Raw genomic sequence first — 25,750 nt, 5'->3', positions numbered from 1 at the left:
GGATCCTCCTCATCACTTAAGCGGGCGCGACAGCGCGTCCGTTCTGCTGCTGCGCAGCATGGCGGAAGGGAACGAGAGGTCAAGCTTAATCCCGTCGCTCGGGAAATTGTCAGCGCAAGTTTATTGCGCTCTGGCTGGGGTCATGCACGTCTCCGTTGCGGTTCGTGAGACTGGCTCCACGGGGGGTGGATCGTCGGCGCGCCGAAGTAATAGCCCTGCATGCAATCGACGCCGAGGCTTGCCACATATTCGGCATCCTCCAGCGACTCGACCGCTTCGGCGATTGTGAACATCTCGAAATGGCGCGCCACGTCGAGCAGCGATTTCGTCAGCGCCTGATTGTCCGGATCGTGCGAGATGCCGCGGATGAACTGCCCGTCGACCTTGATGATGTCGAAGTAGAAATCTCGCAGGTAGCGGAAAGACGTGTAGCCCGCCCCGAAATCGTCGAGCGCGAAACTGACGCCGCGCGCCTGCAAATCCTCCATGAAGACGCTGACGAGCTCGGGAATTTCCATCGCCGAGCTTTCGGTAATCTCCAGGATGAGACGCTCGCCGAGGGTTTCATCGACCGCGAGGCCGCGATTGAGAACCTTGGTCCAGGGCGCGTAGCCGATCGAGCGCGCCGACATATTGATCGCCAGGCGCAGATCCGGCTGCCCAAGAAGCGTTTTCAGACCCAGTTCGAGCGAGAGGCAATCGAGTTTCCGCCCGACCTCTGTACGTTCGATCGCGTTGATGAACTCCTTCGCGGGGATGATGCGCCCGCTATCGTCGAGAACCCGGATCAGGCCCTCGTAAAACGCGGGTCGGTCGGGGCGACAGGTCTGGATCACGGGCTGATAGGCCAGCATGACATCATGGCGGTCGATCGCCGCGCGCACCATGGTCAAGGTCTGTCGGCTTTGCTCGGCAGCCGCAAAGCTCAGCGGGCTATCTTCATCACGATGCACCGGCATGGCCCTCGCGTCTCGATTCTTCATCTGCCCCTCCTTCGCCTTCGAGCCAAGTATCCGCGCAAGCGCCTAAGAAGGGGTAAAGACCGGGAAATACGCCGGACTCGTGGTTAACGGGAAATTCGCATCCGGCGTTAAGTCGATGGTAACCGGCAGGTGCCTAGGGTGGACCTCAATGGAACAGAATGGGCGATGACGAAAATGGGGCAGCCGGCACTGCGCAGCACCAACGAGGTGCCTTTCGCGCTGGAAGAATTGTTCTACTCGCGCACCGATACGCGCGGGGTGATCCAATCGGGCAACGAGATTTTTCGGCGCACCGCGGGTTTTGAATGGTCCGAGATGATCGGGGCGCCGCATAAGATCGTGCGTCATCCCGATACGCCGCGGGCGGTGTTCAGGGTGCTTTGGGATGCGCTGAAAAAAGGCTATCCCATGGGCGCCTATGTGAAAAACAAGGCGAAAGGCGGCGGGTGGTATTGGGTCTTCGCGGTCGTCATGCCGATCGAGGGAGGCTACCTCTCGGTCCGGCTGAAGCCGACGAGCGAACTGTCCGATGAAATCCACCAGCTCTACCGTGATCTCTCTGCGCGCGAGCGGGCGGAGTCGCTCGACCCGGAGGAGAGTGCGACGCTTCTGCGTGATTTCGCGGAGCGTGGCGGCTATTCCAGCTACACCGCCTTCATGGCCTATGCGCTGGCGCTTGAGCTTACCGAACGGGATCGCCGCCTCAATCGAAATGCCGACGAGAATACGCGGATGCTGGCCGAATTGAACACCGCGATGGGACGGCTCACGAAGGAGCAATTCGGACTTCTACGCAGTTTCGAAGCGCTGCAATCCGTGCCGAACAACATGCGGATCGTCGCCTCGCGGCTCGAGCCGTCCGGGGGGCCGGTGTCTGCGATCTCGGAGAATTACAAAGCTTCGTCTGCTGTCATCTCGGAGCGGCTGCGCAAATTCGTTGCAGGTCGCGGCAATCTCTGCGGTCAGATGGCCTTTCAGGTCGCGCGCGCCGTGTTCCAACTGGGCTGCGCGCGTGTCCTCAACGAAATGAGCACCAATTTTATGGGCGAAGAGGCGCAGAATGATCAGCCCCGAGAGGAAGAACGTGCATTGCTTCAGTCGCTCGTCACCAAAGGCACCGCCGATGCAAATGCCGCGATGCGTCAAGCGGCCGAACTCGCCGACGATATGATGAACCAAAGCCGAGACATTCGTCGCCAGTTGCTCGGGCTCGACACGATCCGCGTCCTTGGGCGCGTCGAGTGCGGGCGCATGCGGGATGCGAATGGCGGGCTCGCGGCTACGATCGACCAGCTCGACAGTTTCCATGACGATATCAAAGGGCGGCTGGAGGCCATCCTGGCCCTGTCGGAAGAGATTGAACATTGGCTAGGGCGCTATCTGCGCGCGGGGAGAAGCGCGGCGTGAGTCTCGGCAGGCGCAAGCGCCAAGGGAAACATTCTGCGTAGAAATGCGTAGAAACTAGAAAATGGTTCGCGCGGGCAGAGGCGTGGCGGGCAGTTCAGATGCAGCCCAGACGCCGGGCTCTGCAGAATGTTGCGACACGCGGACCGGGTTGCGCGGGATGCGATCGAAGATCGGGCCGCAACGGAAGACCGGTCCGGCGGCAAAGTGCCTGCTGCCGCTACATCACCCTGCGCTTACTTCTCGTCGATCAGCGCCTCGATGACCTTTTTCGCCTCGGGCGAATCCCATTCCGCGCCGCCGATCATCCGGCCGACCTCATGGCCGTTCTTGTCGACCAGCACCGAGACCGGCAGTCCGAGAACGCCCATCGCGCGGGCGGCGAAATTGGCGTCGTCGTGGAAGCGGGGCAGGGCGTCGATGCCCTCCTTGTCGAAGAAGGCGGCGACTTTCTCGGGCGAGTTCGAACCGCCCGTGGCAATCGTCATCACCTGAAACCCATTCTCGCCGTAGGCTTTTTGCAGCGCATTCAGCGAGGGCATTTCCTCGCGGCAGGGCGGGCACCACGTCGCCCAGAAGTTGATCAGGACCACCTTGCCTTCGAAATCTTTCATCGAATGCTCGTCGCCGCTTTCATCGGTCACCGTGAAGGGCGGCAGCGGCAGCGGTTCGTCATAGGTGACGAGGGATTCCATCTGTCCCGATTTCACCGCATCTAGATCCGCGGCCTGCGCAACATTTGCACCCAGCGCCAGCGCCGTATAAAGGACGAGAAACCGTAACATATAGCCTCCTAGCAAGGGCCTCAGACCATGACCGATCAGACCGACGAGAACAAGTCCTCCAACGCGATGTGGGGCGGGCGTTTCGCCGCGGGACCTGACGCGATCATGGAGGCGATCAACGCCTCGATCGGGTATGACCAGCGGCTCTACGCGCAGGATATCCGCGGCAGCCGGGCCCACGCCGCGATGCTCGCCGCGCAAGGCATCATTAGTGATAAGGACGCCGAGGCGATCGGAGAAGGTTTGCTCACGGTTTTGTCAGAAATCGAAGCGGGCGGTTTCCCCTTCTCGACCGCGCTCGAGGACATCCACATGAATGTCGAGGCGCGGCTGAAGGAGGTCATCGGCGAACCGGCGGGGCGGCTGCACACGGCGCGGTCGCGCAATGATCAGGTCGCGACCGATTTTCGCCTCTGGGTGCGCGAGCAATGCGACGCCGCGATCACCGGGCTCGACACGCTGATCCGCGCTGCGCTGACCCGGGCCGAGGAGGGCACCGATTGGGTGATGCCCGGCTTCACCCATCTGCAGACCGCGCAGCCGGTGACCTTCGGCCATCACATGATGGCATATGTCGAGATGTTCGCGCGCGACAAATCCCGATTCATTGATGCGCGCAAACGGATGAACGAATGCCCGCTGGGGGCGGCGGCGCTTGCCGGCACCGGCTTCCCGATCGACCGCCATGCGACGGCCGAGGCGCTGGGCTTCGACCGGCCGATGGCGAACTCGCTCGACGCGGTGTCGGATCGCGATTTCGCGCTGGAGTTCCTGTCGGCCTCGTCGATCTGCGCGGTTCACATGTCGCGCCTCGCCGAAGAGCTGGTGATCTGGTCCTCGGCGCAGTTCCGCTTCGTCGCGATGTCGGACAAGTGGTCGACGGGCTCTTCGATCATGCCGCAGAAGCGCAACCCGGACGCGGCCGAGCTGATCCGCGCCAAGATCGGGCGCATCCTCGGGGCCTCGGTCGCGCTGTTCACGGTGATGAAGGGGCTGCCGCTCGCCTATTCCAAGGATATGCAGGAAGACAAGGAACAGGTCTTCGACGCCGCCGACAACCTGATGCTCGCGCTTGCCGCGATGGCGGGGATGATCGGCGACATGACGGTGAACGCGGACAAGCTGGAGGCCGCGGCCTCGGGTGGGTTCTCCACCGCGACCGATCTGGCCGACTGGCTGGTGCGCGAGGCGGGGCTGCCCTTCCGCGACGCCCACCACGTCACCGGCTCGCTGGTGGCCATGGCTGAGGAAAAAGGCTGCGATCTACCCGATCTGAGCCTCGAACAGATGCAGTCGATCAACCCGGCGATCACCGAGAGCGTCTTCGACGTCCTCGGGGTTCACAACTCGGTCGCCTCGCGCCAGTCTTACGGCGGAACCGCGCCCGATCAGGTGCGCGCGCAGATCGCTCGCTGGAAGGAACGGCTTGGATGAAATTCGCGGCTCCGTTCGTGCTGATCGGTCTGCTTGGCGCCTGTGCCGCCGATCCGGAGCTGCACACACATGTCGGCATCAACCGTGACGGCATCAAAGTTTATCCCGCCGCGACGGCGCGCGTTGGCATCATGACCCTTTCGGTGACCCCATGACCAAGACCCTGACCCTCGCCCTGACGCTTCTTCTTTCGCTCGCCGCCTGCGGTGTCGACGGTCCGCCCGTCCCGCCGTCCGAGGCGGACAGCACGCAATCCCAGCAGGCTTCGGCCCAGTAATCGAGACCTCTCATGGATCATTTCCTCTATCGCGACGGCGTCCTTCATGCAGAGGATGTGCCGATCCCCGAGATCGCGGCCGCTGTCGGCACGCCTTTCTACGTCTATTCGACCGCCACGCTGGAGCGCCATTTCAAGCTGTTCGAAGAGGCGCTCGGCTGGACGGATCACCTGATCTGCTTCGCGATCAAATCGAACTCGAACCTCGCGGTGCTGAAGGTTCTGGGCGATCTGGGCGCGGGCATGGACGTAGTCTCGGGCGGCGAATATCGCCGGGCGCGGGCGGCTGGTGTGCCGGGCGACCGGGTGGTTTTCTCAGGCGTCGGCAAGACCCGCGAGGAGATCGCTTACGTCCTCGAGAACGGCATTCGCCAGTTCAATGTCGAGTCCGAGCCGGAACTGCTGGCGATCTCTGAAATCGCCGCGTCGATGGGCGTCACCGCGCCGATAGCTCTGCGGGTGAACCCGGATGTCGACGCGAAGACCCATGAGAAAATCGCGACCGGCAAATCCGAGAACAAGTTCGGCATCCCGATTGCCAAGTCCCGCGCGGTCTATGCCGAAGCGGCCAAGCTGCCCGGCATCGATGTCGTGGGCATCGACGTGCATATCGGCTCGCAGCTGACCGATCTGGAGCCCTTCGAGGCCGCCTTCCTCAAGGTTCGCGAACTGACCGAGGCGCTGCGCGCAGATGGCCACGATATCCGCCGTCTCGACCTTGGCGGTGGTCTGGGCATTCCCTATGAGCGGTCGAATTCCGCGCCGCCGCTGCCCATCGAATACGGGCAGGTGATCCAGCGCACCGTCGGCGATCTGGGCTGCGAGATCGAGATCGAACCGGGCCGCCTGATTTCGGGCAATGCCGGGCTTCTGGTCACCTCGGTGATCTGGCTGAAAGAGGGCGAGGGGCGCGATTTCCTCATTCTCGACGCGGCGATGAACGACCTCGTGCGGCCCTCGATGTATGGCGCCTATCACGACATCGTCCCGGTGATCGAAGCCGATCCGGGCACCGAATCCGCGCCTTTCGACATCGTGGGCCCGGTTTGCGAGACCGGCGACACTTTCGCCAAGGCGCGCAATCTGACGCCGCTCGGCCCGGGCGATCTGGTCGCCTTCCGCTCGGCGGGGGCTTACGGCGCGGTCATGTCGTCGGAATACAATTCGCGTCCGCTGATCCCCGAGGTTCTGGTCCGCGGCGGCGAATTCGCTCTCATTCGGGCAAGACCGAGCTTTGAGGAAATGCTCTCCCGCGATACGATCCCGGAGTGGCTCTGATCCGTAGGAAGGGAATCGGGGCCGACGGATAGGGAGAGTATGCCGGTCAGGAACTGGTTCAGCAAAGCTTCGCGCGATACCGCGACGAAGGAGGACGGGCAGGCCGCTCTGGCCCCGCTCGCCCGGCCTATTGCGCTCACCCATGCCGGGATGATCGTCGAGCGGGGGCTGCGCGCGTTCTGGCCGCTTCTTTCGGTTCTTGCGTTGATCGCCACCGCGATCGCCTTCGCGCTGCCCGCCTATCTGGGGCCGGGCGGGCGCTGGTTCTGGCTGGTCGCGCTGATCGCGTCGCTCGCCGCGCTGGCATGGGGCGCGTGGCGGATGCGCTGGCCGCGCCGGGTAGATGCGATTGCGCGCCTCGATGCGACGCTGCCGGGCCGCCCGCTTTCCGCGCTGACCGACGAGATGGCGCTTGGGCAGGACGATCCCGCCGCCCGCGCGCTTTGGATGGCGCATCTGCGGCGCATGGCCAAGGCCGCGCAGGCCGCCCGTGCGCCGCGCCCGAAACCCGATCTTGCCTGCCGCGATCCCTATGCGCTGCGTCTGACCGCGCTGACGGCCTTGGTCGTCGCGGTGATCTTCGGCGTGCCGCAGCGGCTTTTGCATCCGACCGAGGGGCTGCCGACGCCTGCGGGCTCTGCCGAGGCCGCGATGGGGCCAAGCTGGGAAGGCTGGGCCGCGCCGCCGCGCTATACCGGCAAGCCGGGGCTCTATCTGAACAAGGTCGAGGGCGACGAGCTGATCGTGCCCGAAGGCACCCGCTTCTCGATCCGGCTGTATGGCGCGTCCGGCGCGATTGGCTTTTCCGAGAGCGTCTCGAACCCGGCCGCGCTGCCCGAACAGGGGGCGGCGCAAACCGCGAGCGGCATCGAGACTCACGAATTCGAAGCGGTCCGCGACGGGCTTCTGGAGTTCAAAGGCCCCGCCGCGCGCCGCTTCAACGTGGTGGTGCGCCCCGACGAGGCACCCTCGGTCGCGCTGGCCGGCACGCCGGATCGCCGCGCCGATGGCAAGCTGAGCCTGCCCTTCACCGCGCAGGACGACTACGCCGTGACCAAGGGCCATGCGGTGATCTCGCTCGATCTGGCGAAGGTCGATCGCCGCTACGGTCTGCAAATTCCGCCCGAGCCGCGCGACGATCTGATCTATGATCTGCCGCTGCCGATTTCCGGCTCGCGGGCCGATTTCACCGAGAGCCTCGTCGAGGATGCCGCGAAGCACCCTTGGGCGAACCTGCCGGTGAAACTGACGCTCGATGTCGAGGACGGGCGCGGCCAGACCGGCACCTCCGGCACGCAGGAGATCATCCTGCCCGGCAAGCGTTTCTTCGACCCGCTCGCCTCCGCCTTGATCGAAGTGCGCCGCGATCTGCTGTGGTCGCGCGACAACCGCGGCTATGCCGATCAGCTTCTGCGCGCGATCTCGAACCGGCACGAGGGCTTCATCAAGCGCGAGGAGGTGTATCTGATGATCCGCCTCGTGGTCGGGCGGCTCGACGATCCAGACCTGTCCCCCGAGGCCCGCGACGAGATCGCCGAGGCGCTGTGGAAGATGGCGGAGCTGGTCGAGGATGGCGGGCTCGCCGATGCGCTGGCTGCGATGCAGAAGGCGCAGGAAAAGCTCTCCGAGGCGATCCGCAACGGCGCCTCCAAGGACGAGATCGCCAAGCTCATGCAGGAGCTGAAAGAGGCGACCGACAATTACATCCGCATGCTTGCCGAGCGCTCGCAGCAGCAGGAACAAGGCCCGCAATTCGGTCAGCAGCAACAGCAGGGCCAACAGATCACCGGCGACCAGATCCAGCAGATGATGGACCAGATCCAGAAGCTGATGGAGGAGGGCCGGATGGCCGAGGCGCAGGAACTGCTCGACCAGCTCGCGCGGATGATGGAGAACCTCAAGGTCCAGCAGGGCCAGAACGGTCAGGGCGACATGCCCGGCGGTCAGGCGATGCGCGACATGCAGGATACGCTGCGCAAGCAGCAGGAGCTCTCGGACGATGCATTCCGCGACCTGCAGGACCAGTTCATGACCCCGGAGGAGCGCCAGCAGCAGGCCGAGAACGGTCAGCAGGGCCAGCAAGGGCAGCAGCAAGGCCAGCAGGGTCAACAAGGCCAGCAGGGCGAGCAAGGCCAACAAGGTCAGGGCCAGCAGCCCGGCGACCAGCCCGGTCAGGGCCAAGGCCAGGACGGGCAAGCGCAGCGCGACGGTCAGGGGCAGGGCGATCAGCCCGGCATGAACGGCGGGCAGGGCGGTGTCGATGGTCAAAGCCTCGCGGATCGCCAACGCGCATTGCGCCGCGAACTCGACCGCCAGCGCGGGCTGCTGCCGGGCTTCGGCAACGAGGCGGGCCAGCAGGCCGAGAAGCGTTTCGACGATGCCGGGCGCGCGATGGATCAGGCCGAGGAGGCCCTGCGCGAGGGCGACAATTCGGCGGCGATCGACCGTCAGGCCGACGCGATCGAGGCGCTGCGCGAAGGAATGCGCGCGCTTGGCGAGGCGATGCGCAACGAACAGGCGCGCCGCGACGGCCAGCAGCCCGGCCAGCAGGACAATCAGCAGGCGGGTCAGCCCGGACAGCAGGGTGGGCGCGAGATGCCGCGCGATCCGCTCGGCCGCGCGCAGGGCGAGGGCAACCAGCTTGGCACGGATCGTCAGATGCTCAACGGCGAGGATGTCTATCGCCGGGCGCAGGATCTGCTCGACGAGATCCGCCGCCGCTCGGCCGATCGTTTGCGCCCCGAGGAAGAGCTGGACTACCTCAAGCGGCTGCTCGACCAGTTCTCGAATGCGGGCTGACGCCGCGCGCCCATAAGTTCAACTTATGCGCGGCGGCAGATTATTAGGAAAACTTATTCGGTGAAGCCGTCCGAGGTCGCCTCGGGCGAGAGGCGATGCGTCAGGCTTTGCAACTGGTCGTCGAGCCAGATGCGCCCCTCGTCCACCGCTACGACATATTGCGTCAGCGGCGATTTCAGCGCCGGGACCTTCGCGGCGATGTCCGGCGCGAAGGCATAGAGCAACGCCAAGATCGCGGTGAGCGCCATCACGAAGATGAAGCCGCGGCTGAAGCCCGAGCGGCGGCGGCGCGCCATCTCCGGCGAGAATTCGGCCACGCTGTCGCCCTCGCGATCCGAGGTCGCGGTGAGGGTCGAATTGATCTCGTCGATGTCGGGCAGCCGTTCGCGTCCGCGGATCGCGCGCATGTCTTCGTCGTCCTCGCCGAGCAGGTCGGCCACGCGATCCCCTTCGGACTCGTTGAGATCGGAGAAGTCCTGCGCGCTTTTGCGGCGGCGCGCCAGATCTGCGGCGGCGGCCTCGGCGGCGCGTTCCGCGTCTTCGCTGGTCTCGCGCTCTTCGAGGTTCAATTCGTCTTGCGTCTCAAGCTCGCTCGAGCCTTCGGCGCGGCGCTGCGCGGCTTCGCGCTCGGCTTCTTCGCGCAGGATCGACAGCAGCCCGTCATCGAGCGGTTTGCGCGGGGTGGCGCCGACACGCGGGGCGGGGCCGAGGCCCGGCTCTTCCTCGTCGTCCTCCTGATCCTCGGGCTCCGGCGTCGAGACCATCGCCGCAATGGCGGCATCCGTATCGTCCGTGCTTTGCGTCGTCACGACTGGCTCGGGTTCGGGCAGGGGCGTTGCGACCTCGGGCTCGGGTTGTTGCTCGGGTTCGGGAAGCGGCTCGGGCTCGAAAACTTGTTCGGGTTCGGAAACGGGCTCGGATTCGGTGGGCGTCTCCACCGTCACCTCTGCCTCCGTCTCGGCGTCGAGATCCCAACCTTCGGGCGGGGGCGCTGCGGTTGTGGTGTCGGGTTCGACGGAGAGCATATCCTTGCTCGGCTGGAACCAGCCGTGCCCGCAATTGGAGCATTGCACATCCCGTCCGCCATCTGGGATGACAGCGTCATCCACTTCGTATTGCGCACCGCAATTGGGGCAAACCAACCGCATATTGTCCCATCCCTGCCCGTGTTGGCGTTTTGCCGTTCTGGCCAACCACTTTCTTATGTTGTAGCAAGCGCGGGCGGAATGTCCAAATGATTTGGGCCACTTAATTCGCGAAACGCGCACCAAATAAAGGGGCTGGCAGTGATCGAGCTGCAAAATGTGGCGATGAGCTATAGCGGGGCGGAGCTGTTAAGCGATATGTCCCTGACGCTTGCCCCTGGGTCATTCCATTTTCTGACCGGACCGTCGGGGGCCGGGAAGACCACATTTCTCAAATTATGCTACGCGGAATTGCTGCCGACGGCAGGGCATTTGTCCTTGTTCGGCAAGGATGTGCGCGGGATGGACCGGGACGAAATCGCCGGGCTGCGTCAGCGCATCGGCGTCGTGCATCAGGACTGCCAGTTCCTCGATCACCTCTCGGTGGAGGAGAACGTGGCGCTGCCGATGACGGTCAATCGCCGCACGCCGGACATGACCCAGCTGCGCGAATTGCTGGCCTGGGTCGGGCTGAAACGGCAGGCGAATGCGCTGCCGCCGCAACTGTCGGGCGGGGAGCGGCAACGCGTCGCTCTGGCCCGCGCGGTCATCATGTCGCCCGATGTGATCCTCGCCGACGAGCCGACCGGGAACCTCGATTGGGAGATGTCGCTGCGGCTTCTGTCGCTGCTGGTCGAGCTGAACAAGATGGGCAAGACGGTGGTGATCGCGACCCACGATCTGAACCTGATCCGGCAGGCGAAGCCGCAGGTCTCGGCGCGGGTTCTGCGCATCGCGAAGCGCCATCTGCATACGGCGGGGGCCGATCTGTGAAGCTGACCTTGCTGACATTCGCCTCCGAAACCACCGGGCCGGATCGGGTCGTGCCGCCGACCGGGTTCACCGCGCGGCTGACGCTGTTCACCGCCGCTGCGATGGCGTTTCTTGCGGTTTTCGCGCTGGCGCTGTCGCTGGCGACGGGGCGGCTTGCGGATCGCTGGGCGGATAGTCTCGCGCGCTCGGCCACGATCCGCATCTCCGCCCCGCCCGAGCAGATGGATGCGCAGGTCGCCGCCGTGCAGGACGTGCTGAAGACGACGCCGGGGGTCGCCTCGTCGCGGGTGATGGGCGATGACGAGATGAAGGGGCTGCTGAAGCCGTGGTTCGGTCCCGATCTTCCGGTGGATGCGTTGCCGCTGCCGAAGCTGATCGCGGTGACCGAGGCCGGCGCGGGCGTCGATGCCGAGGGGCTGCGGCTGCGGCTGCAGGCCGAAGCGCCCGGCGCGATCTTTGACGATCATACCCGCTGGCGGCGTCCGCTGGTGGCGGCGGCGGAGCGTATCCGCACGCTGGGCTTGCTGTCGCTGCTGCTGATCTTCGGCGCGATGGCGGGGATGATCACGCTGGCCGCGCAGGCTGCGTTGGCCGCGAACGGTCAGGTGATCGCGACGCTGCGTTTGGTGGGCGCGAAAGACGCTTTCATCGCGCGGGCTTTCGTGCGCCGCTTCACCACGCGCGGCCTGATTGGCGCGGTGGCGGGCACGGTCTTGGGGATGCTGGCGGTGGCGCTGCTGCCTTCGACCGAGGCGGCGGGCGGCTTCCTCACCGGCTTGGGCTTTTCCGGTGCCGCATGGCTCTGGCCATTGATCATTCCGCCGATCGCCGCGATCGTGGCCTTTGCCGCCACCCGCTTCGCCGCGCTGCGTATGCTCAGGAGACTTCGCTGATGTCCGACCCTTCGCGCCGCCCCGGAAAAGTCACGCCGCTGACCCATGTGATGACCGGGCTGTACTACGTTCACATCGCGCTCGCGACGGTGCTGATCGGGGCCTGGGGACTTGTGTTTCAGGTGCTGCCCAAGGGGCGGGCCGGCGTGCATCGCACCGCAGGGATCTGGACGCAGCATCTGCTGGATATGGCGCGGGTCTATCTTGGGCTGCGCTATGAGCTGCGCGGCACGCCGCCCGAGGGCGACTGTATCGTCGCGGCCAAGCATCAGAGCTTTTTCGACATTCTGATCCTCGCCAATCACCTGCCGCGCCGGGCTTTCGTGATGAAAAAGGCGCTGCTGAACGTGCCGGTCATGGGCTGGTTCGCGCATAAGGCGGGCTGCATTCCGATCGACCGCTCGAAGGGGTCGGAGGCGATGAAGGTGATGCTGGGCGCGGTCGAAGAGGCGCGCGCGACGCATGGGCTGGGGCAGCTGATCATCTATCCCGAGGGCACGCGCGTGCCGCCGGGCGAGAGGCGCCGCTACAAGCAGGGCGTGGGCGTGGTGGCGGAGGCCACGAAGCTGCCGGTGGTGCCCGCCGCGACCAATGCGGGCCTGTTCTGGAGCAAGCGTGGCTGGCCGATCCGGTCGGGCGTGGCGGTGACCGAGTTCCTGCCGGCGATCGAGGCGGCGGGCTCTGCGCCGCAGACGCTGGCGGCGGTCGAGGCGGTGGTCGAGCCGCGCTCGGATGCGCTGATGCTGGAGGCCGGGTTCGCGCTGCCGAAGCCCTGAGCGGGTGGCGGCGGAGGGAGCCTCCGGCGGGGATATTTCTGCCAAGAGGAAGAGGTTCCGCGGCGCTGCGGGTGGCATGCGCTGAACACGTTGGCGTGATCAGCTGTGGCGAAGATCGGCGTCGAGGATTGGGTCGATCAGGCCGGGGAAGCGCGCCTCAAGGTCGTCCCGGCGCAGGGTGAGCAGGCGGCCGCGCCCGTTCGGGTTCGGCTCGTTCCGGATCACGCCGGATTCCCGCAAGACCTTGAGAATATGGGATTTCGTCGACTTCGGGACATCCGCTGCCACGGCGCTGCAGGCCGCCGCTTCGAGCGGGCCGTCGCGCAGATTGCGGGCGATTTCGCGCCGCGCCGGGTCGCTGAGCGCGAAGAGCACCTGCGACAGTGACAGCGAGTCAGCGGGGGGATGCGGGAGTTCGGGGGGCGTGCTCATGGTTCGATAATACTTGAACCATGCGTCCTGTCGAGTATGTGGAGGTTCGACAATTTTCGAACCAATAGCATCAGGAGACAGCGATGACCGACGAGACGGATTCTGGCCCGAACGGCGCCTCTCCAAGTCTGCCGACGCGGAGCCGCGCAGGCTTCGCGCTGGCAATCACGGGGCTCGTTCTGATGTTGGCCGGTGCGAGCGCACCGTCGCCCTTCTACCCGGTCCTGCAGGCGCAGATCGGCTTTTCCTCGGCGATGATGACGGGGATCTTCGCGATCTATGCTGGGGCGCTTCTGGTGACCCTGCTGGTCTTCGGTCGGCTCTCCGATCATCTCGGGCGGCGGCCCATCCTGTCGGTGGGCTTCGTGCTGCTTGCGCTTGGAATGCTCGAATTCCTCTGGGCGGATACGGCGATGGCGCTGCTGCTGGCGCGGGTGTTGCAGGGGATGGCGAGCGGTCTGCTGATTTCGACGCTGAGTGCGAGTTCGACTGATCATGAGCCGTCTGCGCGGCCCGGTCTCGCGGCGGTCTGGAACGCGGTGGCGCCCTTGGCGGGGCTGGCGGCCGGGGCACTGGCGGGCGGGGCGTTGCTGGCCTATGCGCCTGCGCCGCGTCTGGTGACCTTCCTCGGGCTCGCGCTGGTCTATGGCGTGCTGGCGGTGCTGGTCTGGCTGCCGCCGGAGACCGCGCCGCGCCATGGCGGGACGCTGGCCTCGCTGTACCCGCAGGTCTCTGTGCCGCCCCATATCCGTGCGGCTTTCCGGCGCGGTGCGCCCGCGGTGCTGGCGGGGTGGGGGACCGGCTCGCTATTCCTTTCGCTGGGGGCGCCGATCGTGGCGCAGGTCTTCGAGGTTCACACGGCGCTGGCGCAGGGCGCGATCGTGGCGCTGCTTTCGGGGACCGGAGCGGCCTCGTGCTACGCCACGCGCAATCTGGCGCCGCGCCGTATCGCGCTTCTGGGGACGGACGGGCTGGTGCTGGGCACGGTGCTGTCGCTCGCGGCGCTCACGACGGGGAGTTTCGCGCTCTATCTTGCGAGCGTCTTCATCGCGGGGATCGGCTTCGGCACCTGCTTTGCGGGGGTGTTGCGCTCGCTCGCGCCGCTGGCCGCACCGGATGAGCGTGGCGGGCTGTTCGCGGCGCTGTTCACTCTGGCTTACTCGGCCTTCGGGGTGCCCGCGGTGCTGGCAGGTCTGGCGGTGCCGGAGCTGGGGCTGCGGCTGACGACCGAGATCTACGGCACGGTTATCATTGCGCTTGCACTGGGGGCGGGGTTGATGCGCAGGCAGGCGGAGCCGGCGTGAGGCCGGGACCGGTTATCGCGTTTCGGGAAGGAGCTTCGGTTTAGGCCGAAAGCCCCTTCGTGCCCATGTCGAGGAACTTCTTGCGGCGTGCTTTGATCAGATCGGCGGGCTTCTTGCCCTCCAGTTCTGCCAGCATCAGCGAGATTTCCGAACCGACCGAGGCGATGGTCGCCGTGGCGTCGCGCTGTGCGCCGCCCATCGGTTCGGAGATGATGCGGTCGATCACGCCGAGCTTCTTGAGGTCCTGCGCGGTCAGGCGCAGCGCCTCAGCGGCTTCGCGCATCTTCTCGGAATCCTTCCACAGGATCGAGGCGCAGCCTTCGGGCGAGATCACCGAATAGACGGAATGTTCCAGCATCGCGACGCGGTCGCCAGTGGCGAAGGCCACTGCACCGCCCGAGCCGCCTTCGCCGATGATGACCGAGATTAGCGGCACACCGATCTGCAGGCATTTCTCGGTCGAGCGGGCGATGGCTTCGGACTGGCCGCGCTCTTCCGCGCCCTTGCCGGGATAGGCGCCGGGGGTGTCGATCAGGGCGACGACCGGCAGGCCGAAGCGGGCGGCCATGTCCATCAGGCGGATCGCCTTGCGGTAGCCCTCGGGGCGGGCCATGCCGAAGTTGCGCTCGATGCGGCTTGCGGTGTCGTTGCCCTTCTCATGGCCGATCACCATCACCGGTTTGTCGCCAAGGCGCGCGAGGCCGCCCATCACCGCGTGATCGTCGGCGAAGTTGCGATCGCCTGCGAGCGGTGTGTACTCGGTGAAGAGCTGGTCGATATAGTCCTTGCAATGCGGACGGTCGGGATGGCGTGCGACCTGACATTTGCGCCAGGGCGACAGGTCTTTGTAGAGGTCGCGCAGCATCGCCTCGGCCTTCTTGTCGAGGGCTGACGCTTCCTTGTCGACATCCATCTCTTCGTTTTGCCGGGCCAGCGCGCGCAGCTCTTCGGCTTTGCCTTCGATCTCTGCCAGCGGCTTTTCGAATTCGAGATAGGTCATGGATCACTCCGCATCCGGAAACTCGCGCCCTTAATGTCTTCAACGCTCGGGAATTGCAACTGGGTGGCGCATGGCGGGCGCGTCCCGATTGCGGGAGCGGCGGCGCGTTGCCTCATAGGCGCGGCGAATGGGAGGTGATAGGGTGATCGAGGAAACGCGCGCTTTAACCGGATGAGGGTTAATTTGGCGTATGAAGTCGAGATCAAAGAGATGCCAGCGGTACGGCTTGCCGGGCTGGCACATAAAGGGCCTTACCCCTCGGTCGGCCCGGTCTTTCAGAAACTTGTTTCGCTGATCCCGGAGCCGTCCTGGGCGGAAGTCGAGCACGCGGCGATGATCGGCCATGACAATCCGCGCAAAGTGCCGGCGGAGGAGCTGCGCTCGCATGCCTGTTTCGCGGTGGGCGAGGGGTTCGTGATCTTCCCGCCGCTTGCGGAGATTCGCTATCCGGCCGGGAAATATGCGGTGGTGACGGTGAAGGGGCCCTATGAGCAACTGCCCGAAGCGTATCGCTGGCTGGACGAGGACTGGTTCCCGGCCTCGGGCATGGAGCACCGCGATCTGGTGGCCTATGAGGTCTATCTCAACGATCCGATGAACACGAAGCCGGAAGATTTGCTGACGGAGATCCGCTTGCCGCTGCAGGGCTGAGGCGCCGCAATTTGCGGAACTGTCATGGGGCCGTCGCACAGCGCGGCTAGATGGCGTTTGCGTGGGATGCCCGGCGCTGAAAAACGGAAACGCCCCGGCCGTAAGCCAGGGCGCTCCTTTTCCCTCATGCGGCCGGGCCTCCCCTCCCAACCGCTCCGGGATTCGATAACTATATCGCGATTCGTTCGCGCGCGGCTTAATCTTTAATCATTTCGGCTTGTCTTACAATCACTTCGGCTTGTTTGATTGACGCAATGTCGACGAGACGGCCTTTGTAGACGGTCGCACCTTCGCCGCGTGCCTTGGCCTCTTCCATCGCCGCGAGGATTTCACGGGCCTCGGTCACGGCCTCATCAGAGGGCGTAAAGACTTCATTTGCAAGGGAAATCTGCTTGGGGTGGATGGCCCATTTGCCCACCATGCCGAGCGTCGCCGAGCGCAGTGCCTGCGCGCGGAAGCCGTCATCGTCGGAGAAATCGCCGAACGGGCCATCGACCGGCAAAATGCCGTGAGTGCGGCAGGCGGCGACGATCGCGGCCTGCGCCCAGTGCCACGGGTCGGACCAATGCTTCTCGCCGTTGCGCAGCATGTAGTAGTTTTCCTGCGTCCCGCCGATGCCGGTGGTCTGCATGCCCATCGAGGCGGCGAAGTCGGCGGCACCGAGGCTCATCGCCTGCAGACGCGGAGAAGATGCTGCGATTTCCTCGACATGCGCGATACCGGCGGCGCTTTCGATGATGACTTCGAGCGAGATTTTCTTCGTGCGGCCCTTCGCGGTTTCGATCGCCGTGACCAGCGCGTCGACGGCATAGACATCCGCCGCGCAACCGACTTTCGGGATCATGATCTGGTCGATGCGCTCGGAGCCTTCTTCGAGCAGTTCGACCACGTCGCGATACCAATAGGGCGTGTCGAGGCCGTTGATGCGGACCGAGAGGTATTTATTGCCCCAGTCGATCTCGTGGCTGGCCTGAATGATGTTGCGCCGCGCCTGCGCCTTATCGTTGGGCGCGACCGAATCTTCGAGGTCGAGATTGATCACATCGGCGGCGGAGGCAGCCATCTTCGGGAAGAGCTTGGTGTTCGAGCCGGGGCCGAAAAGCTGGCAGCGGTTCGGACGGGCAGGGGGCGTGGGTTGAACGCGGAAGCTCATGAAGCGGCCTTTCGCAAGGAAGTTACGTTTTGGGTTGCGGATTGGGTATATTGTTGCGCGACCTCTTGCAAGGCGATTTTGCAGGCGCAGAATCAGGGCCGCGCTGCAGCATTGCTGGCATCCGAAAGTCCGGGTGATGCACGAAATTGCGGCGATTTGGTGCTTTTGCCGAAGGATCTTCCGTTTTGCCGGAAATGTTGCACGGAAATCCCCAAGAAATTTTTGCGCCGCGCCCTAATATCATCAACAAACAAGACAAAACACAGACCACAGGGAGACACGCATGTCGCTGATCGACACCCCTTATCTACTGTTTCTGGGCGATGCCCCCGATCCCTTGTCCGCGAAAGTCGCGCAGGGGATCAAGGACTGGCGGCCCGAATATGCCGTCGGCCAGTACCGGATGGAGGGATGCCAGGCCGACATGGGCATCCCCGATCTCGATATCAAAGAAGCCATCGCGAAGGGCTGCAAGACGCTGGTGATCGGCGTCGCAAACCGTGGCGGCCTGATCTCGCAGGGCTGGAAGAAAGTGCTGATCGAAGCGCTGGAAGAAGGTCTCGACCTCGCGTCGGGCCTGCACAACCTGCTGCGCGACGAGCCCGATCTGGTCGCGGTGGCGAAGGCCTGCGGGCGTCAGCTGCATGACGTGCGCATCCCGTCGGTGAAATATCCGATCGCGAATGGCGAGAAGCGCACCGGCAAGCGCTGCCTTGCCGTGGGCACCGATTGCTCGGCGGGCAAGATGTATACCGCGCTTTGCATGGAGCGTGAGATGCGCGAGCGCGACATGAAGGCCACGTTCCGCGCGACCGGCCAGACCGGCATCCTGATCACCGGCGACGGCGTGCCGCTCGATGCGGTGATCGCGGATTTCATGGCCGGCTCGATCGAATACCTCACGCCCGATAACGATCCCGACCATTGGGACCTGATCGAGGGGCAGGGCAGCCTGTTCCACGTCTCCTATTCGGGCGTGACGATGGCGCTGATCCATGGCGGTCAGCCCGATGCGCTGATCCTCGCGCATGAGCCGACGCGCACCCATATGCGCGGGCTGCCGGGCTACAAGCTGCCCTCGCTGCAAGAGCTGAGCGATATGGCGCTGGCGCTGGCGAAGGTCGCCAATCCCGCTTGTCAGGTGGTCGGCATCTCGGTGAACACCCAGAAGATGGGTGAGGACGAGGCGAAGGCCTATCTGGCGAAAGTCGAGGAAGAAATGGGCCTGCCCACGACCGATCCGTTCCGCTTTGGTGCGGGCAAGCTGGTGGACGCGCTCGCCGCGATCTGATTGTCTCGCTTGTGACCCCTGCCGGATGCCTCCGGCGGGGATATTTGCACCAAGTCGAAGGGGGGCGCGGATGATCCGGGTGAGCCATGATACGTTCAAGCTGGCGCAGGTCTTTACCATCGCGCGCGGCTCGCGCACCGAGGCGCATGTGCTGAGCGTGACGCTGGAGCGCGAGGGCGTGACGGGGCGGGGCGAATGCGTGCCCTATGCGCGGTACGGCGAAAGCCTCGACAGCGTTACCGCGCAGATCGAAAGCCTGCCGCAAGGAATTTCCCGCGCGGAGCTGCAAGAGGCGCTGCCCGCCGGGGCTGCGCGCAACGCGGTCGATTGTGCTTTGTGGGATTGGGAAGCGAAGAAGAAGGGCGTTCCGGTCTGGGAACTGGCCGGGTTGGACAAGCCGGTGAGTCAGACCACAGCCTATACGCTGTCGCTCGACGAGCCGGAGAAGATGCGCGCGGCCGCCGCCGAGCATGCGCATCGGCCGCTTCTGAAGATCAAGCTCGGCACGCCCGAAGACATGCCGCGTCTGCGCGCGGTGCGCGAGGGCGCGCCGGAGTCGAAGATCATCGTCGACGCGAATGAAGGCTGGGAGATCGAGACCTTCCTCGACATTCAGGCCGAGCTGAAGAAGCTGGGCGTCGCGCTGGTCGAGCAGCCCTTGCCTGCGGCAGGGGACGAGGCGCTGTCGGATATCCAGCGGCTGGTGCCGATCTGCGCCGATGAGAGCTGCCATACGCGCGACGGGCTTACCGATCTGCGCGGCAAATACGACGTCATCAACATCAAGCTGGACAAGACCGGCGGGCTGACCGAGGCCCTGCGGCTGCGAGATCTCGCGCGCGCCGAGGGGTTCGGTGTGATGGTCGGCTGCATGGTGGGATCGAGCCTTGCGATGGCGCCGGCGATGCTGGTCGCGCAGGGGGCTGATTACGTCGATCTTGACGGCCCGCTGCTTCTGGCCGAAGACCGCGATGTGCCGCTGCGTTACAAGGGCAGCGTGGTGGAGCCGCCGGAGCCGGAGCTCTGGGGCTGAGTTTTCAAGGAGCAAGAATATGAGCCGGATCGTCTATCTCAACGGAGAGTATATTCCCGAGGAAGAGGCCAAGGTCTCCGTCTTCGACCGTGGTTTCGTGATGGGCGATGCGGTCTATGAGGTGACTTCCGTTCTGGGCGGCAAGATCCTCGAATTCGAAGGGCACATGAACCGGCTCGGTCGCTCGCTGGCGGAGCTGGAGATGACCTGCGATCTGACCCGAGACGAATGGATCGAGATTCACCGCGAACTGGTCAAGCGTAACGATCTCGACGAAGGGATGATCTACCTTCAGGTCTCGCGCGGGAATGCGGGCGATCGAGATTTTCACTACCCGCCGGAGGGCACGCCCCCGACCGTGGTGCTGTATACCCAGTCGAAGCCGAACCTCGCCGACGATCCGAAGGCGAAGCAAGGCATCAAGGTGATCTCGCTGCCCGACCTGCGTTGGCATCGCCGCGACATCAAGACGGTGCAGCTGCTCTATCCGTCGATGGCCAAGATGGCGGCCGAGAAGGCGGGCAAGAACGATGCGTGGTTCGTGGAAGATGGCTTTGTGACGGAAGGCTCGTCGAACAACGTCTATATCGTGAAGGGCAACAAGATCATCACGCGGCATCTGAGCCACGACATCCTGCACGGGATCACCCGCGCCTCGCTGCTGAAATATGCCGCCGAGAGCCAGATGGAGATCGAGGAGCGTCCCTTCACCATCGAAGAGGCGCAGGGTGCGGATGAAGCCTTCTTCACGTCGGCCTCGGCTTTCGTGATGCCGGTGGTGGAGATCGACGGAGAGGCGGTGGGCGAGGGCGCAGTTGGCCCGGTGGCTATGCGTCTGCGCGAGATCTATCTCGACGAGAGCCGCAAGGCCGCGATCTGATCCGCGCCGAGGCGCAACATCCGAAATTTAAAAAAGAAAAGACCCCGGCCAGCCCAACCGGGGTCTTTTCCTGTCATGCGGGCGGTGTCTCTCAGGCCGCCGCATGAGCGCGGAATTGGAAGGCATCTGGCGCGATTTGCTCGGGCGCGATGCCTGTGATGACCAGTTCGGCCTGACCTTCAATCACGACGAGCGTGCCTTCGGCGCAGGTGCGGAAGGTGATGTCGTCGCGGCGGGGCGCAGAGCCGGTGAAATCGAGGGCGATGGCGTCGCCCGGTTCGAACCCGTTTATGCGGGGCAGCGGCTCGGGGCCTGCGGCGGGTGCAGGTGCCGGGGTGTGTGCGCGGGTCTCGGCCTGTTGGTTCGGATGCGCCAGCAGCGCTTCGATGCGCATCATCACGGCGGCATCGAGGTCGTTCGCGTCCTCGGCCGAAGCGCCGAGCGCCTCTTTCGGCGAAGAGACCTGCGCGGGCGCAGCGGTCATCGTGGCGGCCGCCGCTCCGATGTCGGCGGCGGCGCGAACCTGGCGCTGGCGCGGCAAGCCCTCGGCCCAGCCGAGAAGGCATAACGCGATGGTGGTGGCGATGAACAAGGCGAGCATGGTTTCTCCTGATCTTGCCTTGATCGTCGCGACATTTTGTCGGCTGCGCAAAAGCTTTGTGAGGCCGAAACTGCCCCATTGTTCAGGGGTCGTTAACCATCAGAGAGAATGACGAGGATTAGTATCGCGATCGGATATGGTCGCGTTTTTGGGGCTTTACCGAAACGGAAGGAGGCCGCGCGATCGGCGGCCTCTCGGCACGATTCGAGAACGGGTCAGGCGTAGACTGGCTGACCATAGTTGAGTCCGTCGGTGGCATAGATCGCGCCGCCCGCCGCCTTGAGCGCGGCATATTCGACATCCTTGAGCGTCGCGACCTGCTGGCCATTGATCGACACGATGGAGTCGCTGCCGCTTTGCGAGACGGTGAAATCGGACAGGTTGTCGAGGTCGTCCACCTCGATGCCGAGATATTCGCCGGACGCGTTCGGGTCCGGGTTCGGGCCGAGCTGTCCGAAATCGGTCACGGTTACCGGCGCATCGCCCTCGTTCCAGTTGACCCCGAACCAGTCCGACCCGGTGCCGCCGGTCATCGTGTCGCCGTCATCGCCGTGGAGGTCGTCGTTATTCGCGCCGCCATCGAGCAGGTCGGGCGCGCCGTCCAGATCGCTGGCATGGAGCTCGTCGTCGCCATAGCCGCCATAGAGGGCGTTCGACCCTTCGGCATCGAACAGGTAATCCGCGCCGAGATTGCCGCGCAGCGTGTCATCGCCCTGGCTTCCGGTGATCGAGTCGTTGCCCGCGCCCGCGTCTATATAGTCGTCGCCCGAGCCGCCGACCGCGCCGAAGACGCCTGAGGCCTCATAAAGATCGAGGAATTCGCCGAGGCTCGTCGCCTGATCCATCGCCTGCTGGTCCTCGGGGGAGAGGTCGCCGCCGTCATTGCCATCGCCGAGATAGATGTCGTCGTTGCCTGCGAGCCCCATCACCGTGTCGGTCCCATCGGTGCCACGGATCGTGTCGTCGCCCGACGTGCCTTCGGTCAGCTGATCGGGCTCGGAGATGTCGATCTCCTCGCCTGCACCAGTGCCTTCTTCATCAGGACGAGCGGCCTCCTCGTCCTCATGGTCATCTTTATGGTCACTGCCACCGTCGAGGCTGGCCCCGACAAGGAGCGCCATCGGCAGGAAGGCGAGAAGAAGAGTCGCGAGCATCGGTGGTATCCCCCTGAAATCAAGGAAAATATCCGCGACACTCACGAAAGCGTCAATAGAATGTGATCAAAATGTGGCAGGAGTAACGTCGTTTGGAAACAATCCCTCGCGCCGCGCGATTACTGTCGCCAATCAGAGGCCGCTCTGCTCCAGAACCCGCGTCAGAATCGGTGCGAGGCGGTCGGCCCATGCCGCTTGCTGCTCGGGTGTCGCGATCAGATCGTTGCGCAGTTCGATCAGCACGTTCGGGCGGCGATGCGCCAGCGCGTGGCGGTCGATCGAGTCGCCTTCCAGATGGCCCAGATAGGGTTGGTTGTCGCCGACGCAGAGATCGCCCTCAGCCTCGAGCGCCGCGATCATCTCATAGGCGAGGCGCGGATCGGCGGGAGCGTGCAGGATGCCGACATCCCACGGCCGGGGCGGTCGCCCGCGTAGGCGCGGTGTAAAGGAGTGAACCGCGCAGATCACCGTGTCGTCGCGCCGCGCCGCGAGCCGGGCATATTCCGCATGATAAGGGCGATAGAGCCGGTCCAGCCGCCGCTCGACCTCTGCCGCGTCGGCATGGCGGTTCGCGGGGATGATCGTGCCATCATAAAGCTTCATCACCAGCGTCGGATCGTCTTCGCCCCGGTTCGGGTCGATCACGAGGCGCGAGAAATCGCTCGCGATCATCGGCGAGTCGAGCCGCTCCGCCAGTGCCTCGGACAGCCCCAGCGCGCCCACGTCATAGGCGATGTGGCGCGCCATATCCTCGGCGTCGATGCCCAGATCGCCATCACCCACCCAATCGGGCACGGTGTTGCGCGCATGATCGCACGTGACCAGCCAGCGTCCGGGCCGTGCCTCTCCAGTGATCGAAAGGGGCTGTTTTTCGTTCATAGTCTCTTCACGCTTGCTCGATATGGCTCAGATAACGGGAAAGATTGCGCCACGCCAGTTGCGGCCCGCGACAAATTGCGCCATACGCTTACTTGGCCCACGAAATGACATCAATTTGAACGGAAAACGAGGACGCATGAGACGCCTTCGCAACGTGAAGATCGTGGCTACGCTGGGCCCTTCTTCCTCGGACTATGACAGCATCAAAGCTCTGTTCGTCGCAGGCGCGGACGTGTTCCGCCTGAACATGAGCCATGGCAGCCACGAAGAGCATCGCGCTCGGCACGCCATCATTCGCCAACTCGAAGCCGAATTCGGTCGCCCGATCGCGATCCTCGCGGATCTTCAGGGCCCGAAACTGCGCGTCGGGACTTTCGCCGCGCATGGGGCGGAGCTGGAAGATGGCGACAAGTTCCGCTTCGATCTCGACGAGACGCCCGGCGCCACGCATCGTGTGTGCCTGCCGCATCCCGAGATCTTCCAGGCGCTCGAGCCGGGCTCGGAGCTGCTGGTCAATGACGGCAAGATCCGTCTGGTGGTCGATGACTGCGGCGACGATTTCGCGAATTGCACCGTCACCGTGGGTGGCACGATCTCGGACCGCAAGGGCGTGAACGTCCCGGACGTGGTGCTGCCGCTGGCCGCGCTGTCGGAGAAGGACCGCAAGGATCTGGAATTCGCCTGCGAGATGGGTGTCGACTGGCTCGCGCTGAGCTTCGTGCAGCGTCCCGAAGACGTGGAAGAGGCGCGCGATCTGGCCAAGGGCCGCGCGGCGATCCTGTCGAAGATCGAGAAACCCTCGGCGGTGCGCAGCTTCGACGAGATTCTTCAGGCTTCGGACGGGATCATGGTCGCCCGTGGCGATCTGGGCGTGGAGCTGCCTGTTCAGGCCGTCCCGCCGATCCAGAAGCAGCTGATCCGCAAATGCCGCACCTGGGCGAAGCCCGTGATCGTGGCGACGCAGATGCTGGAATCGATGATCGAAAGCCCGATGCCGACCCGTGCAGAGGTCTCCGACGTCGCGACCGCGATCTACGAGGGCGCCGATGCGGTCATGCTCTCCGCGGAATCCGCGGCTGGCAACTACCCGGTCGAAGCGGTCGAGACGATGAACAACGTCGCGATCTCGGTCGAGAAGGATCCGACCTATCGCGAGGTGATCGAAGCCTCGCGCCATGCGGCCCGTCAGACCGTCGCCGACGGGATCGTGGCCGCCGCGCGCGAGATCGCCGAGACGACCGATATCGCGGCGATCTGCGCCTATACGCAATCGGGCAAGACGATCGCGCTCATCGCGCGGGAGCGTCCGCGGGTGCCGATCATCGCGCTTTCGCCGATCGAGGCGACGCTGCGCCGGGTCTCGCTGACCTGGGGCGTGCATGCGGTTCCGTGCGGCGAGCTGGAGCGGTTCAAGCAGGCCGTCGTCAACGCCGCCCGCGCGGCGCGCGATTTCGGCTTTGCCGACGAGACGCAGCAGATCGTCGTCACCGCAGGCGTGCCGTTCAACGTGCAGGGCACCACGAACATCCTGCGCGTCGCGCCCTGTGATGAGCGATTGATTTACCGCACTGACCCTGAGTAACCTTTCCCGAGAGGGTTGGTGACAAGGGCGCAGGCGATGGATCTTTCTTCGATAGATGCCGATCTCCTGCTGACGATCGGGCTGGCGATCGCGATCATCGCGATCCCGGCTGCGATCTCCGCCTTCTCCGACAGCCGCCCGCCGCGGGCGGCGACGGTCGGGATCCTGGTGGCGGGGGCGTTGATCCTGCTGGCTTTCTATGCCCGGCCGGGGGGCTACACGCTCAAGACGGTGCCAGACGCGGTGGCGCGCGTGTTGGCTCGCTTGGTCAATTACTAGCGTCGCCATCCGGGGGTGGGGCAGTTCCGGATTTTTCCCTTGCCAAACGGACCTGCGGCGTCTAACAGGCCCACTCTGAACCCGCGCGGCCGGCCTAAGTGGCATGCCGAGTCGCGCTTCCACACCCTGCAAAGGAGCTGTAAATGCCCAAGATGAAGACGAAATCCGCTGCCAAGAAGCGGTTCAAGTTCACCGCGACCGGCAAGGTCAAGGTCGGTCCGGCCGGCAAGCGTCACGGCATGATCAAACGCTCGACGAAATTCATCCGCGAAACCTCGGGCACCATGGTGCTCTGCGAGGCGGATACGAAGATCGTCAAGAAATACATGCCCTACAACCGCTGAACTCGGGAGACTTGAACAATGGCACGCGTCAAATCCGGTAAGGTCACCCACGCCGCGCACAAGAAAGTGCTCAAGAAGGCGAAAGGGTATTATTCCTCGCGCTCGCGCAACTTCCGCACTGCGACCCAGGCGGTCGACAAGGCGAACCAATACGCGACCCGCGACCGTAAAGCCCGTAAGCGTAATTTCCGCGCACTCTGGATCCAGCGTATCAACGCCGCCGTGCGCGCCGTCGATGCCGATCTGAGCTACTCGAAGTTCATCTTCGGCCTCAACCAGGCTGGCATCGAAGTGGACCGCAAGGTTCTCGCCGATCTCGCCGTGCACGAGCCCGAAGCCTTCGGCGCGATCGTCGAGCAGGCGAAAGCCGCCGCCGCCGCGTAATCGGCTTACGACAGAATTCGGGAAGGGCCGCTCCGTTTGGGGCGGCCTTTTTCGTTTCGCGTGGGAGGCTGGCCGGGGAGGGGGCTCTGCCCCCACTCCTTCGGAGCCCCCCGGGATATTTCCACCAAGAGGAAGAAAAAACGCCCGGCTCGGGCCCATCGTCGGGCAGGTGGCCGGGCGCTTCTCCTCGAGCGGT

27 protein-coding genes are annotated in these 25,750 nt (G+C 64.6%); 18 read left to right on the top strand and 9 right to left on the bottom strand.

Annotated features, from left to right (window positions below; genetic code table 11):
- Positions 1-140 precede the first annotated feature (140 nt).
- The gene (locus BMI85_RS07440) at positions 141-983 is read right to left on the bottom strand and encodes an EAL domain-containing protein (protein WP_246832509.1); all 843 of its coding nucleotides are present in this window, start codon (positions 981-983) and stop codon (positions 141-143) included.
- A gap of 174 nt (positions 984-1,157) precedes the next feature.
- Here BMI85_RS07440 and BMI85_RS07435 point away from each other — a divergent pair, with 174 nt between their 5' ends.
- Positions 1,158-2,390, top strand: a complete 1,233-nt coding sequence (locus tag BMI85_RS07435) for a PAS domain-containing protein (RefSeq protein ID WP_246832508.1) — start codon at positions 1,158-1,160, stop codon at positions 2,388-2,390.
- A gap of 233 nt (positions 2,391-2,623) precedes the next feature.
- Here the strand turns inward: BMI85_RS07435 and BMI85_RS07430 are convergent, their stop codons facing one another.
- Positions 2,624-3,172: a TlpA disulfide reductase family protein gene (locus BMI85_RS07430; RefSeq protein WP_078548951.1), complete on the bottom strand. Its 549-nt coding sequence runs from the start codon at positions 3,170-3,172 to the stop codon at positions 2,624-2,626.
- A gap of 27 nt (positions 3,173-3,199) precedes the next feature.
- Between BMI85_RS07430 and argH the strand changes: the two genes are divergently transcribed.
- Genes argH through BMI85_RS07415 form a run of 5 tightly spaced genes read left to right on the top strand, consistent with a single transcriptional unit; the run spans position 3,200 to position 8,960 of the window.
- Positions 3,200-4,606: an argininosuccinate lyase gene (argH, locus tag BMI85_RS07425; RefSeq protein WP_078548948.1), complete on the top strand. Its 1,407-nt coding sequence runs from the start codon at positions 3,200-3,202 to the stop codon at positions 4,604-4,606.
- Positions 4,603-4,761, top strand: coding sequence for a hypothetical protein (locus tag BMI85_RS21390; protein ID WP_158522131.1), 159 nt, complete (start codon positions 4,603-4,605; stop codon positions 4,759-4,761). The genes argH and BMI85_RS21390 overlap by 4 nt, the downstream gene beginning before the upstream one ends.
- Positions 4,758-4,883, top strand: coding sequence for an argininosuccinate lyase (locus BMI85_RS21105; protein ID WP_143593806.1), 126 nt, complete (start codon positions 4,758-4,760; stop codon positions 4,881-4,883). Before BMI85_RS21390 ends, BMI85_RS21105 begins: the two co-directional genes overlap by 4 nt.
- A 12-nt stretch (positions 4,884-4,895) precedes the next feature.
- Entirely contained in the window at positions 4,896-6,161 is a 1,266-nt protein-coding gene (lysA, locus tag BMI85_RS07420; protein WP_078600548.1) for a diaminopimelate decarboxylase, read from the top strand.
- A 39-nt stretch (positions 6,162-6,200) separates the two neighbouring features.
- Complete coding sequence (locus tag BMI85_RS07415) at positions 6,201-8,960, top strand: DUF4175 domain-containing protein (RefSeq protein WP_078600546.1); 2,760 nt, start codon at positions 6,201-6,203, stop codon at positions 8,958-8,960.
- Between the two features lie 53 nt (positions 8,961-9,013).
- Here the strand turns inward: BMI85_RS07415 and BMI85_RS07410 are convergent, their stop codons facing one another.
- The gene (locus tag BMI85_RS07410; RefSeq protein WP_078600543.1) at positions 9,014-10,108 is read right to left on the bottom strand and encodes a zinc-ribbon domain-containing protein; all 1,095 of its coding nucleotides are present in this window, start codon (positions 10,106-10,108) and stop codon (positions 9,014-9,016) included.
- Positions 10,109-10,246: 138 nt separating this feature from the next.
- Here BMI85_RS07410 and BMI85_RS07405 point away from each other — a divergent pair, with 138 nt between their 5' ends.
- Genes BMI85_RS07405 through BMI85_RS07395 form a run of 3 tightly spaced genes read left to right on the top strand, consistent with a single transcriptional unit; the run spans position 10,247 to position 12,587 of the window.
- A complete protein-coding gene (locus BMI85_RS07405) occupies positions 10,247-10,918 on the top strand; it encodes an ATP-binding cassette domain-containing protein (protein ID WP_078569836.1) in 672 nt (223 codons plus the stop codon).
- The gene (locus tag BMI85_RS07400; RefSeq protein ID WP_078600541.1) at positions 10,915-11,811 is read left to right on the top strand and encodes an FtsX-like permease family protein; all 897 of its coding nucleotides are present in this window, start codon (positions 10,915-10,917) and stop codon (positions 11,809-11,811) included. Before BMI85_RS07405 ends, BMI85_RS07400 begins: the two co-directional genes overlap by 4 nt.
- Positions 11,811-12,587, top strand: a complete 777-nt coding sequence (locus BMI85_RS07395) for a 1-acyl-sn-glycerol-3-phosphate acyltransferase (protein ID WP_078600539.1) — start codon at positions 11,811-11,813, stop codon at positions 12,585-12,587. Before BMI85_RS07400 ends, BMI85_RS07395 begins: the two co-directional genes overlap by 1 nt.
- 99 nt (positions 12,588-12,686) lie before the next feature.
- On the opposite strand, the gene BMI85_RS07390 is transcribed toward BMI85_RS07395, so the two are convergent.
- Complete coding sequence (locus BMI85_RS07390; RefSeq protein WP_078600537.1) at positions 12,687-13,019, bottom strand: helix-turn-helix transcriptional regulator; 333 nt, start codon at positions 13,017-13,019, stop codon at positions 12,687-12,689.
- Positions 13,020-13,102: 83 nt separating this feature from the next.
- Between BMI85_RS07390 and BMI85_RS07385 the strand changes: the two genes are divergently transcribed.
- Positions 13,103-14,323 (top strand): MFS transporter, encoded by a 1,221-nt coding sequence (locus BMI85_RS07385; protein ID WP_078600535.1) that lies wholly within the window; start codon positions 13,103-13,105, stop codon positions 14,321-14,323.
- A gap of 40 nt (positions 14,324-14,363) precedes the next feature.
- Here the strand turns inward: BMI85_RS07385 and BMI85_RS07380 are convergent, their stop codons facing one another.
- The gene (locus BMI85_RS07380) at positions 14,364-15,323 is read right to left on the bottom strand and encodes an acetyl-CoA carboxylase carboxyltransferase subunit alpha (protein ID WP_078569841.1); all 960 of its coding nucleotides are present in this window, start codon (positions 15,321-15,323) and stop codon (positions 14,364-14,366) included.
- A 183-nt stretch (positions 15,324-15,506) separates the two neighbouring features.
- Between BMI85_RS07380 and BMI85_RS07375 the strand changes: the two genes are divergently transcribed.
- A complete protein-coding gene (locus tag BMI85_RS07375) occupies positions 15,507-15,974 on the top strand; it encodes a GyrI-like domain-containing protein (RefSeq protein WP_168174752.1) in 468 nt (155 codons plus the stop codon).
- A 196-nt stretch (positions 15,975-16,170) separates the two neighbouring features.
- On the opposite strand, the gene BMI85_RS07370 is transcribed toward BMI85_RS07375, so the two are convergent.
- Entirely contained in the window at positions 16,171-17,127 is a 957-nt protein-coding gene (locus BMI85_RS07370) for an L-malyl-CoA/beta-methylmalyl-CoA lyase (protein ID WP_078600531.1), read from the bottom strand.
- Positions 17,128-17,416: 289 nt separating this feature from the next.
- On the opposite strand from BMI85_RS07370, the gene dgcN reads away from it, so the two are divergent.
- The 3 genes from dgcN (at position 17,417) to BMI85_RS07355 (ending at position 20,331) form a co-directional block, all read left to right on the top strand.
- Entirely contained in the window at positions 17,417-18,418 is a 1,002-nt protein-coding gene (dgcN, locus tag BMI85_RS07365) for an N-acetyltransferase DgcN (RefSeq protein ID WP_078601103.1), read from the top strand.
- Between the two features lie 70 nt (positions 18,419-18,488).
- Positions 18,489-19,451, top strand: a complete 963-nt coding sequence (dgcA, locus tag BMI85_RS07360; protein WP_078600529.1) for an N-acetyl-D-Glu racemase DgcA — start codon at positions 18,489-18,491, stop codon at positions 19,449-19,451.
- A 19-nt stretch (positions 19,452-19,470) separates the two neighbouring features.
- Positions 19,471-20,331 (top strand): D-amino-acid transaminase, encoded by an 861-nt coding sequence (locus BMI85_RS07355; RefSeq protein WP_078522545.1) that lies wholly within the window; start codon positions 19,471-19,473, stop codon positions 20,329-20,331.
- Positions 20,332-20,422: 91 nt separating this feature from the next.
- Here the strand turns inward: BMI85_RS07355 and BMI85_RS07350 are convergent, their stop codons facing one another.
- From BMI85_RS07350 to BMI85_RS07340, 3 genes are all read right to left on the bottom strand, one after another.
- The gene (locus tag BMI85_RS07350) at positions 20,423-20,932 is read right to left on the bottom strand and encodes a hypothetical protein (RefSeq protein ID WP_078600527.1); all 510 of its coding nucleotides are present in this window, start codon (positions 20,930-20,932) and stop codon (positions 20,423-20,425) included.
- A gap of 215 nt (positions 20,933-21,147) precedes the next feature.
- The gene (locus BMI85_RS07345; RefSeq protein WP_078600525.1) at positions 21,148-22,086 is read right to left on the bottom strand and encodes a calcium-binding protein; all 939 of its coding nucleotides are present in this window, start codon (positions 22,084-22,086) and stop codon (positions 21,148-21,150) included.
- A 132-nt stretch (positions 22,087-22,218) separates the two neighbouring features.
- On the bottom strand, positions 22,219-22,965 hold the full coding sequence (locus tag BMI85_RS07340) for an N-formylglutamate amidohydrolase (protein WP_078600523.1): 747 nt from the start codon (positions 22,963-22,965) through the stop codon (positions 22,219-22,221).
- Between the two features lie 136 nt (positions 22,966-23,101).
- Between BMI85_RS07340 and pyk the strand changes: the two genes are divergently transcribed.
- The 4 genes from pyk to rplT all read left to right on the top strand — a co-directional run bounded on the left by pyk (position 23,102) and on the right by rplT (position 25,554).
- Positions 23,102-24,547 carry a pyruvate kinase gene (pyk, locus tag BMI85_RS07335; RefSeq protein ID WP_078542186.1) on the top strand — a complete coding sequence of 482 codons (1,446 nt, stop codon included), beginning with the start codon at positions 23,102-23,104 and terminating at the stop codon, positions 24,545-24,547.
- A 36-nt stretch (positions 24,548-24,583) separates the two neighbouring features.
- On the top strand, positions 24,584-24,826 hold the full coding sequence (locus tag BMI85_RS07330) for a hypothetical protein (protein ID WP_246832507.1): 243 nt from the start codon (positions 24,584-24,586) through the stop codon (positions 24,824-24,826).
- 143 nt (positions 24,827-24,969) lie between these two features.
- Complete coding sequence (rpmI, locus tag BMI85_RS07325; RefSeq protein ID WP_078542184.1) at positions 24,970-25,170, top strand: 50S ribosomal protein L35; 201 nt, start codon at positions 24,970-24,972, stop codon at positions 25,168-25,170.
- 18 nt (positions 25,171-25,188) lie between these two features.
- Entirely contained in the window at positions 25,189-25,554 is a 366-nt protein-coding gene (rplT, locus tag BMI85_RS07320; protein ID WP_078522551.1) for a 50S ribosomal protein L20, read from the top strand.
- Positions 25,555-25,750: the final 196 nt, after the last annotated feature.

Origin of the sequence: Thioclava sp. DLFJ4-1 (genome assembly GCF_002020145.1) — a bacterium.
Lineage (GTDB): Bacteria > Pseudomonadota > Alphaproteobacteria > Rhodobacterales > Rhodobacteraceae > Thioclava > Thioclava sediminum.
This window is presented reverse-complemented; position numbering and strand designations above follow the sequence as displayed.

What these genes read in the sequence shown, in the direction of transcription:
- lysA (WP_078600548.1), top strand. Translation starts at nt 4,896, where the DNA reads ATGGATCATTTCCTCTATCGCGACGGCGTCCTTCATGCAGAGGATGTG.
- BMI85_RS07390 (WP_078600537.1), bottom strand. Translation starts at nt 13,019, where the DNA reads ATGAGCACGCCCCCCGAACTCCCGCATCCCCCCGCTGACTCGCTGTCA.
- BMI85_RS07340 (WP_078600523.1), bottom strand. Translation starts at nt 22,965, where the DNA reads ATGAACGAAAAACAGCCCCTTTCGATCACTGGAGAGGCACGGCCCGGA.
- BMI85_RS07345 (WP_078600525.1), bottom strand. Translation starts at nt 22,086, where the DNA reads ATGCTCGCGACTCTTCTTCTCGCCTTCCTGCCGATGGCGCTCCTTGTC.
- BMI85_RS07440 (WP_246832509.1), bottom strand. Translation starts at nt 983, where the DNA reads ATGAAGAATCGAGACGCGAGGGCCATGCCGGTGCATCGTGATGAAGAT.
- BMI85_RS07385 (WP_078600535.1), top strand. Translation starts at nt 13,103, where the DNA reads ATGACCGACGAGACGGATTCTGGCCCGAACGGCGCCTCTCCAAGTCTG.
- BMI85_RS07430 (WP_078548951.1), bottom strand. Translation starts at nt 3,172, where the DNA reads ATGTTACGGTTTCTCGTCCTTTATACGGCGCTGGCGCTGGGTGCAAAT.
- argH (WP_078548948.1), top strand. Translation starts at nt 3,200, where the DNA reads ATGACCGATCAGACCGACGAGAACAAGTCCTCCAACGCGATGTGGGGC.
- BMI85_RS07395 (WP_078600539.1), top strand. Translation starts at nt 11,811, where the DNA reads ATGTCCGACCCTTCGCGCCGCCCCGGAAAAGTCACGCCGCTGACCCAT.
- pyk (WP_078542186.1), top strand. Translation starts at nt 23,102, where the DNA reads ATGAGACGCCTTCGCAACGTGAAGATCGTGGCTACGCTGGGCCCTTCT.
- BMI85_RS07355 (WP_078522545.1), top strand. Translation starts at nt 19,471, where the DNA reads ATGAGCCGGATCGTCTATCTCAACGGAGAGTATATTCCCGAGGAAGAG.
- BMI85_RS07415 (WP_078600546.1), top strand. Translation starts at nt 6,201, where the DNA reads ATGCCGGTCAGGAACTGGTTCAGCAAAGCTTCGCGCGATACCGCGACG.
- BMI85_RS07350 (WP_078600527.1), bottom strand. Translation starts at nt 20,932, where the DNA reads ATGCTCGCCTTGTTCATCGCCACCACCATCGCGTTATGCCTTCTCGGC.
- BMI85_RS07370 (WP_078600531.1), bottom strand. Translation starts at nt 17,127, where the DNA reads ATGAGCTTCCGCGTTCAACCCACGCCCCCTGCCCGTCCGAACCGCTGC.
- BMI85_RS07410 (WP_078600543.1), bottom strand. Translation starts at nt 10,108, where the DNA reads ATGCGGTTGGTTTGCCCCAATTGCGGTGCGCAATACGAAGTGGATGAC.
- BMI85_RS07435 (WP_246832508.1), top strand. Translation starts at nt 1,158, where the DNA reads ATGGGGCAGCCGGCACTGCGCAGCACCAACGAGGTGCCTTTCGCGCTG.
- BMI85_RS21390 (WP_158522131.1), top strand. Translation starts at nt 4,603, where the DNA reads ATGAAATTCGCGGCTCCGTTCGTGCTGATCGGTCTGCTTGGCGCCTGT.
- BMI85_RS07330 (WP_246832507.1), top strand. Translation starts at nt 24,584, where the DNA reads ATGGATCTTTCTTCGATAGATGCCGATCTCCTGCTGACGATCGGGCTG.
- BMI85_RS21105 (WP_143593806.1), top strand. Translation starts at nt 4,758, where the DNA reads ATGACCAAGACCCTGACCCTCGCCCTGACGCTTCTTCTTTCGCTCGCC.
- rpmI (WP_078542184.1), top strand. Translation starts at nt 24,970, where the DNA reads ATGCCCAAGATGAAGACGAAATCCGCTGCCAAGAAGCGGTTCAAGTTC.
- BMI85_RS07380 (WP_078569841.1), bottom strand. Translation starts at nt 15,323, where the DNA reads ATGACCTATCTCGAATTCGAAAAGCCGCTGGCAGAGATCGAAGGCAAA.
- dgcA (WP_078600529.1), top strand. Translation starts at nt 18,489, where the DNA reads ATGATCCGGGTGAGCCATGATACGTTCAAGCTGGCGCAGGTCTTTACC.
- rplT (WP_078522551.1), top strand. Translation starts at nt 25,189, where the DNA reads ATGGCACGCGTCAAATCCGGTAAGGTCACCCACGCCGCGCACAAGAAA.